The sequence below is a fragment of the Actinomadura sp. genome (assembly GCF_044508335.1).
Classification (GTDB): Bacteria; Actinomycetota; Actinomycetes; order Streptosporangiales; family Streptosporangiaceae; genus Spirillospora.
Genome location: NZ_JBIQHY010000009.1, coordinates 13,588 through 28,007, shown reverse-complemented (window position 1 = coordinate 28,007; position 14,420 = coordinate 13,588). Strand labels below are relative to the sequence as shown.

General features: G+C 73.1%; 14 protein-coding genes. 4 read left to right on the top strand and 10 right to left on the bottom strand.

Annotation, left to right across the window (positions count from 1 at the left end; genetic code table 11):
• Nucleotides 1–91: 91 nt before the first annotated feature.
• A complete protein-coding gene (locus ACIWVC_RS05615) occupies nucleotides 92–2,785 on the top strand; it encodes a cellulose binding domain-containing protein (protein ID WP_396453878.1) in 2,694 nt (897 codons plus the stop codon).
• Between the two features lie 136 nt (nucleotides 2,786–2,921).
• Here ACIWVC_RS05615 and pabB read toward each other — a convergent pair whose 3' ends face one another.
• The 5 genes from pabB to ACIWVC_RS05590 all read right to left on the bottom strand — a co-directional run bounded on the left by pabB (nucleotide 2,922) and on the right by ACIWVC_RS05590 (nucleotide 8,017).
• Nucleotides 2,922–5,021 carry an aminodeoxychorismate synthase component I gene (pabB, locus tag ACIWVC_RS05610; protein WP_396453877.1) on the bottom strand — a complete coding sequence of 700 codons (2,100 nt, stop codon included), beginning with the start codon at nucleotides 5,019–5,021 and terminating at the stop codon, nucleotides 2,922–2,924.
• A 108-nt stretch (nucleotides 5,022–5,129) separates the two neighbouring features.
• Nucleotides 5,130–6,323: an RNA polymerase sigma factor gene (locus ACIWVC_RS05605; RefSeq protein WP_396449125.1), complete on the bottom strand. Its 1,194-nt coding sequence runs from the start codon at nucleotides 6,321–6,323 to the stop codon at nucleotides 5,130–5,132.
• Between the two features lie 13 nt (nucleotides 6,324–6,336).
• On the bottom strand, nucleotides 6,337–6,675 hold the full coding sequence (locus ACIWVC_RS05600) for a YciI family protein (protein WP_396449124.1): 339 nt from the start codon (nucleotides 6,673–6,675) through the stop codon (nucleotides 6,337–6,339).
• 49 nt (nucleotides 6,676–6,724) lie between these two features.
• A complete protein-coding gene (locus ACIWVC_RS05595) occupies nucleotides 6,725–7,123 on the bottom strand; it encodes a VOC family protein (protein WP_396449123.1) in 399 nt (132 codons plus the stop codon).
• Between the two features lie 93 nt (nucleotides 7,124–7,216).
• Entirely contained in the window at nucleotides 7,217–8,017 is an 801-nt protein-coding gene (locus ACIWVC_RS05590; protein WP_396449122.1) for an SAM-dependent methyltransferase, read from the bottom strand.
• Between the two features lie 50 nt (nucleotides 8,018–8,067).
• Between ACIWVC_RS05590 and ACIWVC_RS05585 the strand changes: the two genes are divergently transcribed.
• Nucleotides 8,068–8,451, top strand: a complete 384-nt coding sequence (locus tag ACIWVC_RS05585; protein WP_396449121.1) for a YchJ family protein — start codon at nucleotides 8,068–8,070, stop codon at nucleotides 8,449–8,451.
• On the opposite strand, the gene ACIWVC_RS05580 is transcribed toward ACIWVC_RS05585, so the two are convergent.
• Entirely contained in the window at nucleotides 8,441–9,631 is a 1,191-nt protein-coding gene (locus ACIWVC_RS05580; RefSeq protein WP_396449120.1) for an MFS transporter, read from the bottom strand. The genes ACIWVC_RS05585 and ACIWVC_RS05580 overlap by 11 nt on opposite strands.
• Before the next feature lie 61 nt (nucleotides 9,632–9,692).
• Between ACIWVC_RS05580 and ACIWVC_RS05575 the strand changes: the two genes are divergently transcribed.
• Nucleotides 9,693–10,856: an ROK family protein gene (locus tag ACIWVC_RS05575; RefSeq protein ID WP_396449119.1), complete on the top strand. Its 1,164-nt coding sequence runs from the start codon at nucleotides 9,693–9,695 to the stop codon at nucleotides 10,854–10,856.
• On the opposite strand, the gene ACIWVC_RS05570 is transcribed toward ACIWVC_RS05575, so the two are convergent.
• The 4 genes from ACIWVC_RS05570 to ACIWVC_RS05555 all read right to left on the bottom strand — a co-directional run bounded on the left by ACIWVC_RS05570 (nucleotide 10,853) and on the right by ACIWVC_RS05555 (nucleotide 13,771).
• Nucleotides 10,853–11,260 (bottom strand): cupin domain-containing protein, encoded by a 408-nt coding sequence (locus ACIWVC_RS05570; protein ID WP_396449118.1) that lies wholly within the window; start codon nucleotides 11,258–11,260, stop codon nucleotides 10,853–10,855. The two genes, ACIWVC_RS05575 and ACIWVC_RS05570, sit on opposite strands and share 4 nt — an antisense overlap.
• On the bottom strand, nucleotides 11,261–12,082 hold the full coding sequence (locus tag ACIWVC_RS05565) for a phosphoenolpyruvate hydrolase family protein (RefSeq protein WP_396449117.1): 822 nt from the start codon (nucleotides 12,080–12,082) through the stop codon (nucleotides 11,261–11,263).
• On the bottom strand, nucleotides 12,079–13,278 hold the full coding sequence (locus tag ACIWVC_RS05560; RefSeq protein ID WP_396449116.1) for a Tm-1-like ATP-binding domain-containing protein: 1,200 nt from the start codon (nucleotides 13,276–13,278) through the stop codon (nucleotides 12,079–12,081). The genes ACIWVC_RS05565 and ACIWVC_RS05560 overlap by 4 nt, the downstream gene beginning before the upstream one ends.
• Nucleotides 13,279–13,426: 148 nt before the next feature.
• Nucleotides 13,427–13,771, bottom strand: a complete 345-nt coding sequence (locus tag ACIWVC_RS05555; protein ID WP_396453897.1) for an ATP-binding protein — start codon at nucleotides 13,769–13,771, stop codon at nucleotides 13,427–13,429.
• A 177-nt stretch (nucleotides 13,772–13,948) separates the two neighbouring features.
• On the opposite strand from ACIWVC_RS05555, the gene ACIWVC_RS05550 reads away from it, so the two are divergent.
• A partial coding sequence (locus ACIWVC_RS05550) for a GntR family transcriptional regulator (protein WP_396453876.1) occupies nucleotides 13,949–14,420 on the top strand: 472 nt, incomplete at its 3' end.

Here is a 14,420-nt window from a genome sequence, read left to right as displayed (position 1 = left end):
AGGAGGTCGCCGGCTGAGGGGCGAGGAAGAGCGTTGACGAATCGAAGCGCTTCGACCAGCCTCCAGGGCACCGGGATCACAAGGAGGGTTCATGGCCACACGGAGATCGCTCGCCGGCGCCGCGGCGGCCGTGGCGGCGGCGCTGGCGCTGGTCGCCTCGACGGTGGCGGTGGTGGCCGCCGTCGCGGTCCGTCCCGCGGCCGCGGCCGAGACGTACACGTGGAAGAACGTGCGGATCGACGGGGGCGGGTTCGTGCCCGGCATCGTCTTCAGCCGCAAGGAGAAGAACCTCATCTATGCCCGCACGGACATAGGCGGCGCCTACCGGTGGGACCAGTCGGGGAGGCAATGGGTGCCGCTGCTGGACTGGGTCGGCTGGGACAAGTGGGGGTACAACGGCGTCATCAGCCTGGCCGCCGACCCGGTGGACGCGGACCGCGTGTACGCGGCCGTCGGCATGTACACCAATGACTGGGACCCCAACAACGGCGCGGTGCTGCGATCGGCCGATCGGGGCAAGACGTGGCAGGCGGCGGAACTGCCGTTCAAGCTCGGCGGGAACATGCCGGGGCGCGGCATGGGCGAGCGGCTCGCGGTCGATCCGAACGACAACCGTGTCCTCTACCTGGGGACGCCCGAGGGGCACGGGCTGTGGCGGAGCACCGACCGCGGTGCGACGTGGGCGAAGGTGAACAGCTTCACCAATCCCGGCGACTACTCCGACGACCCGGGCGACGGCACCGGATACGGCAGCCACCGGCCCGGCGTCGTGTGGGTGACGTTCGACGAGAGCAGCGGGACGGCCGGCAGCCCGAGCAGGACCATCTACGTGGGCGTGGCCGACAAGGAGAACACCGTCTACCGGAGCACGGACGCGGGCGCGACGTGGCAGTCCGTGCCCGGGCAGCCCACCGGCTACATCGCCCACAAGGGCGTGCTGGACGCCGCCGGCCACGTGCTCTACATCGCCACGAGCGACACGGCCGGCCCGTACAGCGGCGCCAAGGGCGACGTATGGAAGCTCGACACGCAGTCGGGCGCGTGGACGCAGATCAGCCCGATCCCGTCGAGCAGTTCCGACGACTACTTCGGTTACAGCGGGCTGACGATCGACCGGCGGCATCCCGGGACGCTGATGGTGGCGACGCAGGTGTCCTGGTGGCCCGACATGATCATGTGGCGGAGCACCGACGGCGGCGCGTCCTGGACCCGCATCTGGGACTGGACGAGCTATCCGAACCGCAGTTTCCGCTACACGCAGGACATCTCCGGCGTTCCGTGGCTGACGTTCGGCACCAACCCGTCGCCGCCCAAGGTGACCCCGAAGCTCGGCTGGATGAACGAGTCGGTGGAGATCGACCCGTTCGACTCCGACCGGCTGATGTACGGGACGGGCGCGACGATCTACGGCACCGAGAACCTCACCCGCTGGGACGCCGGCGACCAGATCACGATCAAGCCGATGGTGAAGGGGCTGGAGGAGACCGCGGTCCTCGACCTGATCAGCCCGCCGTCCGGGGCGCCGCTGGTCAGCGGGCTCGGCGACATCGGCGGGTTCCGGCACACCGATCTCGGGTCCGTCCCGGCGGCGATGTTCACCCAGCCCGTCTTCACCAGCACGACCAGCCTCGACTACGCCGAGGGCGATCCGAGCGTCATGGTGCGGGCGGGCGACTTCACCGACTCCGACCGCCCGAACGACAGCCATGTCGCGTTCTCGACCGATGGCGGGGCCAACTGGTTCCAGGGCACCGAGCCCGGCGGTGTCGACAACGGCGGCACCGTCGCCGCGGCGGCGGACGGGAGCCGGTTCGTGTGGGCGCCCGGCGACAGCGGCCGGCAGGTCGTCTACTCGGTCGGGTTCGGGAACTCCTGGAGCCAGTCGTCCGGTGTGCCCGCGAACGCGATCGTCGAATCCGACCGGGTGAACGCGAGCAAGTTCTACGCCTTCTCCGGAGGCAGGTTCTACGTCAGCACGAACGGCGGGCAGTCGTTCTCGGCGACGGCGGCGTCCGGGCTGCCGTCCAGCGGCGTCCATTTCAAGGCCGTCCCCGGCGAGGAGGGCGACATCTGGCTCGCAGGCGACACAGGCCTGTTCCATTCGACCGACTCGGGCGCGAGCTTCACCAAGGCGGCGAGCATCTCCAAGGCGGTCAACGTCGGGTTCGGGAAGGCCGCCCCCGGGGCGGACTACCCCGCTGTCTACCTGGTCGGGACGGTCGACGGCACCACGAGGCTGTTCCGGTCGAACGACGCCGGCGCGCACTGGACGCGCATCAATGACGACCAGCACCAGTACGGCAACGCCGGCGAGGCGCTGACCGGTGATCCCCGTATCTACGGGCGTGTCTACCTGGGCACCAACGGGCGGGGCATCATCTACGGCGACACCTCCGACACCGCGCCGACGACTCCGCCGGTCACCAGCGACCCGCCCACGACCGAGCCTCCGACCAGCGAGCCTCCCACCACTCCTCCCCCGTCCGACGGCGGCTGCACGGCCGCCTACAAGACGACCGGGTCGTGGGGAGGCGGTTTCCAGGGCGAGGTCACCGTCGAGAACACCGGCTCGGCGGCGATCACGGCGTGGAAGGTGTCCTGGACGTTCGGCGGCGGCCAGGCCGTCTCCCAGTTCTGGGGCGCCGAGGTGACCCAGGACGGCGCGGCGGTCACCGCGGCGAACGAGTCCTGGAACGGCGCGCTGGCGCCCGGGGCCACCGCCACGTTCGGGTTCATCGGCACCGGTTCGCCGGAGACCGTCACTCCCGCCTGCGACGGCGAGTGACACGGAAGGGGCGGGGCGGTCTCGCGCTCCCGCCCCGCCCCTTCCTCGGCTTACAGCGGACGCGGCCGCCTGTCAACGCCGCCGCGGCCAGCCTCGCGATCGCAGTCCGGTGTGAACCGCGGCCCGGCGCCCCGTCTCAGACCTCGCTCACCAGGGCCGCTTCGGAGACCGGACCGTCCGGGAGATCGGGGAAGGGGGCGCCGAGCAGCCGGAGCAGCGGCGCGGCCTTGACCGCGGTCTCCTCGAACTCGGCGGCCGGGTCGGACAGCGCGGTGATGGCGCCGCCGATGCCGAACTCGACGCGCCCGGTGGACGCCGAGGCGACGGCCGTGCGGATCACGATGCTGAAGTCGGCCGCGCCGGACAGCGAGAAGTACCCGATGGCCCCCGAGTACACGCCGCGCGGCCCCTCCTCCAGGCGGTCGATGATCCGCATGGTGCGGATCTTCGGAGCCCCCGTCATCGAGCCGCCCGGGAACGCCGCCCGCACGCACCCCACCGCCGAGACGTCCGGGCGGAGCCTGGCCCGCACGGTGCTCACCAGCTGGTGGACTGTCGTGTAGCTCTCCACGTCGAAGACAGGACCGGCGGCGACCGACCCGGTCTCGGCGACTCCCCCGAGATCGTGCCGGACGAGGTCGACGATCATGAGGTTCTCGGCGCGGTCCTTGGCGCTGCGCGCGAGTTCCTCGCGCAGCCGCCGGTCCGCGGCCGGGTCGGGCGAGCGCGGCCGGGTCCCCTTGATCGGCTTCGACTCGGCCTGCCCGTCCGCCGTCACCCGCAGGAAGCGCTCGGGAGAGGAGCTCAGCACCGACAGGTCGCCGAACCGCAGCAGGGCGCCGAACGGCACCGGGTCGCTCCGCCGCAGCCGCCGGTAGAGGTCCCACGGGTCGGCGCGCACCCGCGCCGTCAGCATGTTGGTGAGGCACACCTCGTAGGTCTCCCCGGCGACGATCTCCCGCCGGCATTCCGCGATCTTGTCGAGGTAGCGTGCGCGCCCGTGCCGCAGCGCCGGCGCCGGCGCGCCGGTGCGCGGGGCCGGCGCGGCGGGGACGGGCAAGGCGGCCAGGCGCGCCTCCGTGTCGTCGAGCCAGGCCAGCGCGTCCCGCTCGTCCCCGACCCGGCACAGCGCCATGAGGTGGACGGATCCGTCCGCGTGGTCGAACGCCACGGCCCGGTCGGCGAAGATCATGGCGGCGTCGGGGTGCGGGGAGCGGTGCGCCCTGGCGCCGCCGGTCTCGGCCTTCAGCTCGTAGCCGAGATATCCCACCCAGCCCAGGGTGAACCCGAACGGCAGGTCCGGGACCTCCGCGGCGTGCGCGCGCACGTCGGCGTCGATCCAGTCGAAGAAGGACGCGCGCTCGATCCGCGTCCGCCCGTTCGCCGACTCGACGGTCAGCTCGCCCGTCTCCACGTCGAAGAAGACGGACCGCGCCAGCGGGCCGCCGGCGTCGCCCATGAACGAGAACCGCCCGCCGTGCTCGCCGGTCCGGCTGCTGTCCAGCCAGAACGCCCGGTCGGACGAGGCGAACAGCGCGCCGAAGACGTCCTCGGCCACCGCCGGGGCGCCGAGGCGCCGCGCGATCACCTTGAAGGACTTCGGCCCCGTCCCCGCCGCGGCTTCGCCGCGCGCCACGGCCGGGGCGCGGCGTGGCTCCGCCTCGGCGCGGGCGCTCTGCGCCAGGAAGTTCGCGATGATGCGGCGCCCGTGATCCGTGCACACCGATTCGGGGTGGAACTGGACGCCCCAGATCGGCCGCCGCCTGTGCCGGACGCCCATCAGCACCCCGTCGGACGTCCACGCCACCGGCTCCAGCACCGGCGGCAGCCCGTCCACGGCCAGCGAGTGGTACCGCACCGCCGAGAACGGCGACGGCACCCCGTCGAACAGGTCGGCGCCCGTGTGCTCGACCCACGACGACAGCCCGTGCCGGACCTCCGGAGCGGGCCGGACGCGTCCCCCGAACACGTGGCAGATCCCTTGGTGGCCGAGGCACACCCCGAGCAGCGGGATCCGGGCGTGCCTGATCACGTCCGCGCAGATCCCGAAGTCCTCGCGGCGCTCCGGCGAGCCGGGGCCCGGCGAGATGACGACGTTGTCGAACGGCTCCAGCAGGCCGGGGCTCCACTCCGCCTCGTCGTTGCGCATGACGACGGGCTCGGACCCCGCCTCCGCCACGTGCTGGACGAGGTTGTGCGTGAACGAGTCGTAGTTGTCGATGATCAGGGTCTGCACAGGCGCTCACTGGATGACGAGGCGACGGTCCCGGTACCGGCCCGGCTGTGGCCGGGATACGGCGAAACGGTACCCGGAGGCGTCCGGCGCTCCGTCCGCGGAGCCCGCTCAGGTCCAGGCGAGGCGGTCGGTGATGAGGGCCTGCTGGGCCGGGTTGGAGGTGAGGGCGAGGGCACGGCGGTCGGCCGTGTGGGCCTCGCGCTGCCGGCCGAGGTCGCGCAGGAGTTCGGCGCGGGTGGCGTGGTAGAGGTGGTGGCCGTCCAGGGCGCGCGCGAGCGGGTCCAGTTCGTCCAGGGCGGCCTGCGACCCCCGGACGTAGCGGAGCGCGATGGCGCGGTGCAGGCGGACGACCGGCGTCCGCGTCATGCTCAGCAGCATGTCGTAGAGGACGAGGATCTGCGTCCAGTCGGTGTCGTCCCAGGTGGGGGCCTCCGCGTGGCACGCGACGATCGCGGCCTGGATCTGGTAGGGGCCGGGGCGGCGCATCGCGGCGGCGCGTTCGAGCAGCCGGGTCGCCTCCTTGACGGCGGCGTGGTCCCAGCGGGCGCGGTCCTGGTCGCGGAGCAGGACGAGGCGCCCGCCGGCGTCGAAGCGGGCCGCGGTGCGCGCCTGGTGCAGCCGGATGAGCGCGAGCAGCCCCAGCACCTCGGGCTGCCGCGGCATCAGCCAGGCGAGGTTCTCCGCGAGCCACTGCGCGTCGTCCGCCAGGTCGCGGGCGTGCGGGCGCTCCCCTCCGCTCGTCAGGTAGCCCTCGTTGAACAGCAGGTACACCACGGCGAGGACCTGGTTCAGGCGCTCGTGGAGCTCGCCGTCCGGCGGGATCCGGTACGGGATGCCCGCGTCGGTGATCTTGCGTTTGGCGCGGGTGATGCGCTGCGCGACGGTCGTCTCCGGGACGAGGAAGGCGGCGGCGATCTGCTCGGTCGTCAGCCCGCACACCGTGCGCAGGGTGAGCGCGACCTGGGCCGGCACGGGCAGCGCCGGGTGGCAGCAGGTGAAGACGAGCTTGAGCCGGTCGTCGGGCTCGCTCGGCACCGGCCACTGCAGCCGGGCCAGCTTCTCGCGGTAGTTGGCCTGGCGGCGCAGCAGGTCGATGCCGCGGCGGCGGGCGGTCGTGAGCAGCCAGGCGTCCGGATGGTCCGGTATGCCCTCGGCGGGCCAGCGTTTCAGCGCGGTCTCGACGGCGTCCTGCATCACGTCCTCGGCGGCGGAGAAGTCGCCGAGCGTCCGGATCAGGCAGGCCGTCAGCCGGCCCGCGTGCTCGCGCAGCACGCGGGTCAGCTCGTCGTGCACCCTGTCCATCGGCGGTCGTCCGTCAGGTGAGCGGGCGGATCTCGATCACCGGACAGGCGGGCCAGTCGCGGGCGACGGCGAGGGCCTCGTCCAGGTCGGCGACCTCCAGCTCGGCGTAGCCGCTGACGATCTCCTTGCCCTCGACGAACGGGCCGTCGGTGAGCAGCGGCTCCGTCCCGTCCAGCCGCATGGTGGTGGCCGTGTGCGCGGGCTGCAGCCGCCCGTGGTGGGTGATCTGCGCGGCGTGCCGGGCGAACCACTGCGCGACCTGCTCGTAGGCGGCCTGGCGCTCGTCGTCGCTCATGGCGGCCAGCTCCTTGGCGTACTCCTCGGTCTCGACGAACATGAGCACGTATTTCATCGGCGCCCGTTCCCTCCGTTCGCTCGGCGGCCGGCTCGCTCGGCGCCGCTCAGCCCGCGGGCAGCGGCGCGTACAGGTCGATGCCGTTGCCGTCCGGGTCGAGGACGGTCGCGTACCGCATGCCCCAGAACGCGTCCCACGGCTCCTTGGCTCCGGTGTACCCCGCCTCGGTCAGTTCCGCGTACTTGGCGTCCACGTCCGCCGGGGTCGCGGCCTGGAAGGCGAGGAAGTTGCGGGGGCCGCCGGACGGCTTCGTCCAGCCGTCGACCGTGGGGCCGCGGAAGCCCTCGGTGTCGAGCATCAGGTGCAGGCCGCCGGGCAGGTCGCAGTCCGCGTGGTCGGGGTGGGCGGAGTCCACCTTGAACTCGATGCCGAGGCGGCGGTAGAAGGCGACGGCGGCGTCCATGTCGGACACCACGATGTCGATCGTGTTCATCGTCAGGTCCATGACGTGCTCCCTCCGGCCCCGTGCGGGGGCGTTCGGCCGTTGTCACCCCCTAGACGATCGGCGCGGGGCCGGATCAGACACGTCCGCGGAGGATCACGGTTTGCGGCCGAGACCGCAGGCGGCGTCCACCTCCGGCGGCGCGCCGAACGGGGTGGCCTCGGGCCGCCACCGGGACGTGGACACGATGCCCGGTTCGAGGAGTTCCAGACCGGTGAAGAACTCGGCGAGCTGCTCGGGCGAACGGTCGATGTAGGGGGTCGAGCCGCGCTCCACGGCGATCCTGATGGCCTCCTCGCGCGCCTGCTTGTCGACGCTGCCGGTGCCGTCGTTGAGGGCCAGGAAGCTGCCCGGGGCGAGCGCGTCCACGAACCGGCGGACGATGGCGTACGCCTCGTCGTCGTCGACCACGTTGCCCATGATCCCGAACATGATCAGGCCGATGGGCCGGGTGAAGTCGAGGGTGCGGGCGGCCCCGGCCAGGATCCGCTCCGGGTCGCGGACGTCGCACTCGATGTAGTCGGTCCTCCCCTCCGGGCGCCCGACCAGGAGCGCCCGCGCGTGCACCAGGACGAGCGGGTCGTTGTCGACGTACACCACGCGCGACTCGGGCGCGATGCGCTGGGCGACCTCGTGGGTGTTGTCGTGGGTCGGCAGCCCGGTGCCGACGTCGAGGAACTGCCGGATGCCCTCCTCGGCGGTGAGATACCGGACCATGCGGCCCAGCGCGACGCGGGAGTGCCTGGCGACGTCGCTGACGCCCGGGTACGCGGCGGCGACCTGGTCGCCGACCTGCTTGTCGATCTCGTAGTAGTCCTTGCCGCCGACCCAGTAGTTCCACATGCGGGCCGAGTGCGGGCGGGAAGTGTCGATTTCGGGCGTCTCATTGGCGGACATGGCGCCCATGGTCGCCGCGCGCACACCGTCCCGCAAGGCAGAATGCCCATGTGGCGAAGAAATGTCCGTGTGGGCTCGGCTCCCGGTATCGGGATTGCTGCGGGCGGCTGCATCGGGGCGAGGCGGCGGCCGGGACGGCCGGGGAGCTGATGCGCTCGCGGTTCAGCGCTTTCGCCGTCGAGGACGAGGCTTACCTGCTGAGGACGTGGCACCCGGCGACGCGTCCGGAGCGGGTGGGCTTCGAGGACGGCCTGCACTGGACGCGGCTTGAGATCGTCCGGGAGGAGGACGGCGGGCCGGCCGACGAGAAGGGCGTCGTCGAGTTCCGCGCCCACTACCTCGCGGGCGCCGAGCCCGGGGAGTTGCACGAGGTCAGCCGGTTCGTCCGGGGGGACGGCGGCTGGGTCTACGTGCGCGGCAGGATCATCCGCTGACCGGGCCGGCGCCGAGCCGCCGTCCGCAGCGGACGAGCAGGACCACCAGCAGCGCCGGGGCGACGAAGACGGCGGCGCGCAGCGTGGTGAGGTCGGCGAGCGTCCCGAGCGCGAGCGGCGCGGCGCCGATCGCGACGCCGGACGCGAGCGCGCAGCGGGCGGCGGCCCGGACGGGCCGCTCCGGCCAGGCGGCGAGCGCCCGCGCGAGGAGCACGGGGTAGAGCAGGGCCACGCCGAGCCCGGTGACCAGCAGCCCGGCGACGGCGACCGGGGCGGGCGCCGTCCACAGGACCGCGAACCCGGCGACGCCGGTCAGCGCGCTCACGGCGAGCAGCCGGTCGGGGCGTCCCATGGCGCGGACGACCGGCCCGGACGCGGTGCGCCCGACCGCCATGCCCAGCACGAACGCCGCCGACAGCGTGGCCGCCGCCCCCGAGCCGAGCCCTTTCACGTCGCCGAGGAAGTCGGCGGCCCAGAAGACCATGCAGAACTCCACGCCGACGGCGAGCACGAGATCGGCCCACCTGCCCCAGAACGCCCGCGGAGCCCCTTGGCGGGCACCGCCGCCCCGCGGCTCGGCTTCGCCGGGCGCGTCCCGTCCCGCCGCGGGCGGACGGAAGACGACGAGGAGGAGGGCGGCGGCCACCGCGAGGGGCGGGATCGCGAAGGGCGCCCGCCATCCGAGGCCGTAGGCCAGGGCGGCCCCGATGAGGATCGGGGAGAGCACGGACGCCCCGCTGGCGACCGCGTTCGCCAGCCCGATCTGGACCGTTCCGTCGCCGGGGTGCGCGGCGGCCCGCAGCGCCGCCGGGACGAGCTGGACGAGCCCCGCGCCGCCGAGCCCGAGGACGAGGGCGCCGAGCCCGGCCCCGAGCCGTCCGCCGCCGGCGGCCAGGATCGCGGCGCCGCCGACGAGGGCGGCCAGGGCCGCCGGCAGGGCGTACCGGCCGAGCCGGGCCGCCAGGTGGTGCCCGACCAGGCCGATCACGACCAGCCCGAGCGCGAACGCCGACGGGTAGAGCGCGACCTCGGCGCGCGGCAGCCCGCGCTCCTCCCGCAGCTCGGGCAGGATCGCGCCGAGCGCGGTCAGCAGGTAGCCGAGGCACCCGAAGGACGCGTAGAGCCCGAAGGTCCCGGTTCTGCGCCCGGTGGCCGGCTCCGGGCCCCTGTCGATGTCCATCGCGCGCCTCCCCCATTATGCTCGTGCAACGAGCATAAACGGTTGGGGCCAGGATGTCACCATGCAGCCGAAGACCGCGCACTCCGCACGGGCACTGCGCAGCCAGGGCGCGCTGGCGGTGCTCCGGTACGTCCACGCGCACCCGGCCGCGACGCGCGCGGACGCCTCCCGCGCGCTGGGGCTGAGCAGCGGGTCCGCCACCGAGATCACGAGCCGGCTCAAGGCGTCCCGGCTCGTCGGCGAGGACCTGCCGCCCCGCACCGGCGGCCGCGGCCGGCCGTCCCCCGTGCTCACCGCGCATCCGGACGGCCCGCTCGTGTGCGTGGTGGACATCAGCCACGAGGCGTGGCGGGTGGCGGCCGTCGAGCTGGGCGGCGGCGTGCTGGCCGAGTCCGACGGCCGCCACACCGGCTCGCCCGAGGTCGTCGGACTGCTGGCCGGGCACGTCGCCGCGCTCCACGCCCGCTACGGGCGGCGGCTGCGCGCGGTGTCCGCCTGCGTCGCGGGGACGGTCAGCGGGACGACGGTCGTCCAGGCGTCCGGCATGGGGTGGCGCGACGTCTCCCTGGAGGCGCTCAAACCCGCCGGGATCCCGCTGCTGGTCGGCAACGACGCCTCGCTCGCCGGCCTGGCGGAGGCGCGGCGCGGGGCCGGCGCGGGCTCACGGGTCGTCCTGCACCTGACGGTGGAGGTCGGGGTCGGCGGCGTCCTCGTCGTGGACGGGCGCCCGGTGGACGGCGCGACGGGTGCGGGCGGCGAGTTCGGCCACATGCCCTTCGGCGACCCCGCCCTCGAATGCCCGTGCGGCGCGCGCGGCTGCTGGGACCTGGAGGTGGACGGCCGCGCCATGTCCCGCGCCCTGCACCGCCCGCCGCCCCGCGACCCCCGCACGGCGGCCGAGGAGATCCTCGCGTCATCCTCACCCGAGGCCCGGGATGCCGTCGCGGGAGCGGCCCGCGCCCTCGGCCGGGGCATGGGCGCCCTGGTCAACGGCCTGGACCCGGACGTCGTCACGCTGTCGGGCCTGGCCACCGACCTGGCCGCCGCGGCGCCCGAGGCCCTCTCCGGCGCCTACACGGCGGCCCTGATGCGCTACCGCCGGGCCGACCCGCCGCCCGTCCGCCCCTCGACCCTCGGCCCGCGCGGGCCCCTGGCGGGCGGCGCCGACGCGGCGTTCGACGTCCTCCTCACCGAAGACGGCCTGGACGCCTGGTCGCGCGCCTAGGCCCGCGACCACTCCGGCACCGCGTCGGCCTCGTGGAGCCGGAAGTCGGGGGCTCCCTCCAGCGCCTTCTCCTCGCCGCCCGGCGTGTAGGTCACGATGAGCCGGAGCGGCCGCCACGTCGTGTTGTGCGTCGAGTGCCAGACGCCCTTCGGGATGTGCACCGCGTCGCCCTCCCGGATGGGGAACGGCTCGCCGTCGTCCACCATCTGCGTGGCCTCACCGGAGATCACGTAGATGACCTCCTCGGCGTTCGGGTGGTTGTGCCGCGCGTGCCCCTTGCCCGGGTTGACGATCACCTCGCCCAGCGTGCTGCTCGCGCCCTCCACGCTCGAGGGGGTGACGAACCATTTGATGGACCCCCAGTCGAAGGTCATCGTCGTCACGTCGCCGGGGTTGACCAGCATTCAGATCTCCAGGTTCTTGAAGGCCGCCACCTGCTCGGTGATCGCCTTCTCGGTCGGCAGCCGCTCGACGGACGAGGCCCCGAAGAAGCCGACGACGCCCCGCGTGCGCGACAGCACGTAGGCGGCGTCGTCCGGCTCGGCGATGGGGCCGCCGTGGCACAGCACGAGGACGTCGGGCCGCACGGCGGCCGCGGCGTCCCGCATGGCCTGGACGCGCTCGACCGCCTCGTCCAGCGTCAGCGCCGTGCCCGCGCCGATGCTGCCCTTCGTCGTCAGCCCGACGTGCGGGACGAGGACGTCCGCGCCGGCCTCCGCCATCGCCCGCGCCTGGGCCGCGTCGAACACGTAGGGCGCGGTGACGAGTCCGCGCTGGTGGGCCTGGCGGATCATCTCGATCTCCAGCTCGTACCCCATGCCGGTCTCTTCGAGGTTCTGCCGGAAGACCCCGTCGTAGAGACCCACGGTCGGGAAGTTCTGCACGCCCGCGAACCCCATGGCCTTCAGCTGGTCGAGGAACACGGGCATCACCCGGAACGGGTCGGTGCCGCAGACCCCCGCGAGGACGGGCGTCTCCTTGACGACCGGAAGCACCTCGGACGCCATCTCCACCACGATCTGGTTGGCGTCCCCGTAGGGCAGCAGCCCGGCCAGGGAGCCGCGCCCCGCCATCCGGTAGCGGCCGGAGTTGTAGATGATGATCAGGTCGACGCCGCCGGCCTCGGCGCATTTCGCGGACAGCCCGGTGCCCGCCCCGGCGCCGATGATCGGCTTGCCCTCCTGGACGGCGTTGCGCAGCCGGAAGAGAACGGTGTCGCGGTTCACTGCGATCCCCCCGAGATCATCTCGTGCAGCCGGTCGGCCATCGCGCGGCCGAACGCCGGGTCGTTGATGTTCATGTCGAGCCTCTCCGTCTCCACGGCGCCCTCCATGGCCGCGAAGCACGCTTCGTCCGCCTCCGGATCGTGGAAGGGCATCCCCGGCGCGTCCAGCGCCGACACGCCGCCGAGCGGCAGGAACAGCACGGTCGGCCCGGTCGCGTCCCGCAGCTTGCCGGCGATCCGCCGGCCCAGCTCGGCCATCTCGTCCCGCGTCGTCCGCATCAGCGTCACGGTCGGGTTGTGGACGTACAGGTTGCGGCCCTCGAACCGCTCCGGGACCGTCTCCCGCGGCCCGAAGTTGACCATGTCCAGGGCGCCGGGCGCCACGACCTGCGGGACCCCGAGCCGCCCCGCCGCGGTGAGCCGCTCGGGCCCGGCCGACAGGACGCCGCCCACCAGATCGTCGGCCAGCTCGGTCGTGGTCAGGTCGAGCACGCCGGCCAGCAGCCCGCTCTCCACGAGCCCTTCGAGCGCCTGCCCGCCGGCCCCGGTCGCGTGGAAGACGAGCACCTCGTAGCCCAGCTCGTCCAGCCGCTCCCGCGCCGCGTCCACCGCCGGGGTGGTGACGCCGAACATGGACGCCGCGACCAGCGGCCGCTCGTCCGCGGCGGGCGCCGCCCGTTCGCGGGCCTTCGCCATCCCGGCGGCCGCGGCGGCCGCGTTCCCGAGGATCAGCCGCGACACCCGGTTGACGCCCGCGATGTCGACGACGCTGTACATCAGGGTCACGTCCTTGGCGCCCACATAGGGCGAGACGTCCCCGGCCGCCATCGTCGACACGATCACCTTGGGCAGCCCGATGGGGAGGTCCCGGACGGCCCGGGCCGCGATGGAGGAACCCCCGCTCCCGCCCACCGCGAGAACGGCGTCGATGCGCTCCAGCCCCGCGAGGACGGCCGCCGCGCCCTCCCCCATGGCGGTGACGGCGGCCCCGCGGTCCCCGGCGTCCCGCAACGCGCTCAGCGACGCGCCGCCGGCGCGCGCGACCTCCTCGGCCGGGACATCGGCGTCGACCTCGGACGCCCCGACCCCCGCGTCCACGAGCACGACCTCGCACCCGAGCTCCCGCACCCGCTCCCGGAGCCACTCGTACTCCGGCCCCTTGGTATCGAGCGTCCCCACCAGAACCACAGTCGCCATGAACGATCACTTCCCACCCCACCCGCCCGCCAACCGGCCCCGGGCGCAGCCGCAGGCAGGACGCCATACTTCCGCGCGAGCGCTCGAGCCGTATCCTCCTGGATCGGTCGCACGTCGCCTGCAAGCGTGTCCTCCAGCGGCCCCAGCCTCATGACTCCACGTCCCAGGCGAACTCCGCCCACATGGTTTGACCGGACTCGGTGATGTCGTGGCCGATCTTGTCGGCGGTCTGCTCGACGATGAACAACCCCCGCCCGTACTCGGACACCGCGTCCAGCGCCGCGTCCGGAGGCTTCCAAGCTCCTGCCCCGGCGTCCGTCACTGCGATACGCGCCCATCCGGGACGCAACGCCACAGTGATGGACACCTCTCCGCCTGGAGCCCCGCTGATGGTGTGCCGCAGAGAGTTCGCCGCAAGTTCGGACACGACCAGTTCGGCGTCGGACGTTCGCGGGGAGCCGTCGAGGAGTCCGCGCGTATGCGCGGATCGCAGGAACCATGGACGTAAGACCAGGGTAAGTCTGGGACCATTCCATGACAGGAGGCACCCCTAAGCGATCGGGGAATGACGATGAGTGACGGTCAAGCTGAGTACTCAGCTTGAGAGTTGTGTACGCAGCTTGTCAAGCTTGCGTCGACAAATCGCACCCACTTCGCCACCGGAGTCACAGTGACCCAGCCCGCATATCTACGCATCGCCGACAATCTGCGCCGACAGATCGTCGACGGCCGCCTGGCACCGGGCGACCGGGTCCCCTCCCGTCATCAGCTCGCGCGGGAGCATGGCGTCTCCGATCGTGTGGCCGTCGAGGCCGTCAGGCTTCTGGTGTCCGAGGGCTACGTGGAGTCTCGCTCCGGCAGCGGCACATATGTGCGCCAGCGCCCGCAGGTGAAGCGCCTTACCAGGAGCTGGTACCGCGAGGCGCGTGGACGGGGAAGCTCTCCGTTCCGGGCGGACATGGAGGCGCAGGGGCAGGCGGGTGCGTGGCGCTCCACGTCGGAGACGAGCACGGCCGAGCCGGCCGTGGCCGGCCGGCTCGGCATTTCCGAGGGTGACCCTGTGCTGGAGACGCGGTACACCTTTCTCGCGGACGAGCGGCCCGTCATGCTCTCCACCTCGTGGGAGCCGCTGGAGATCACGC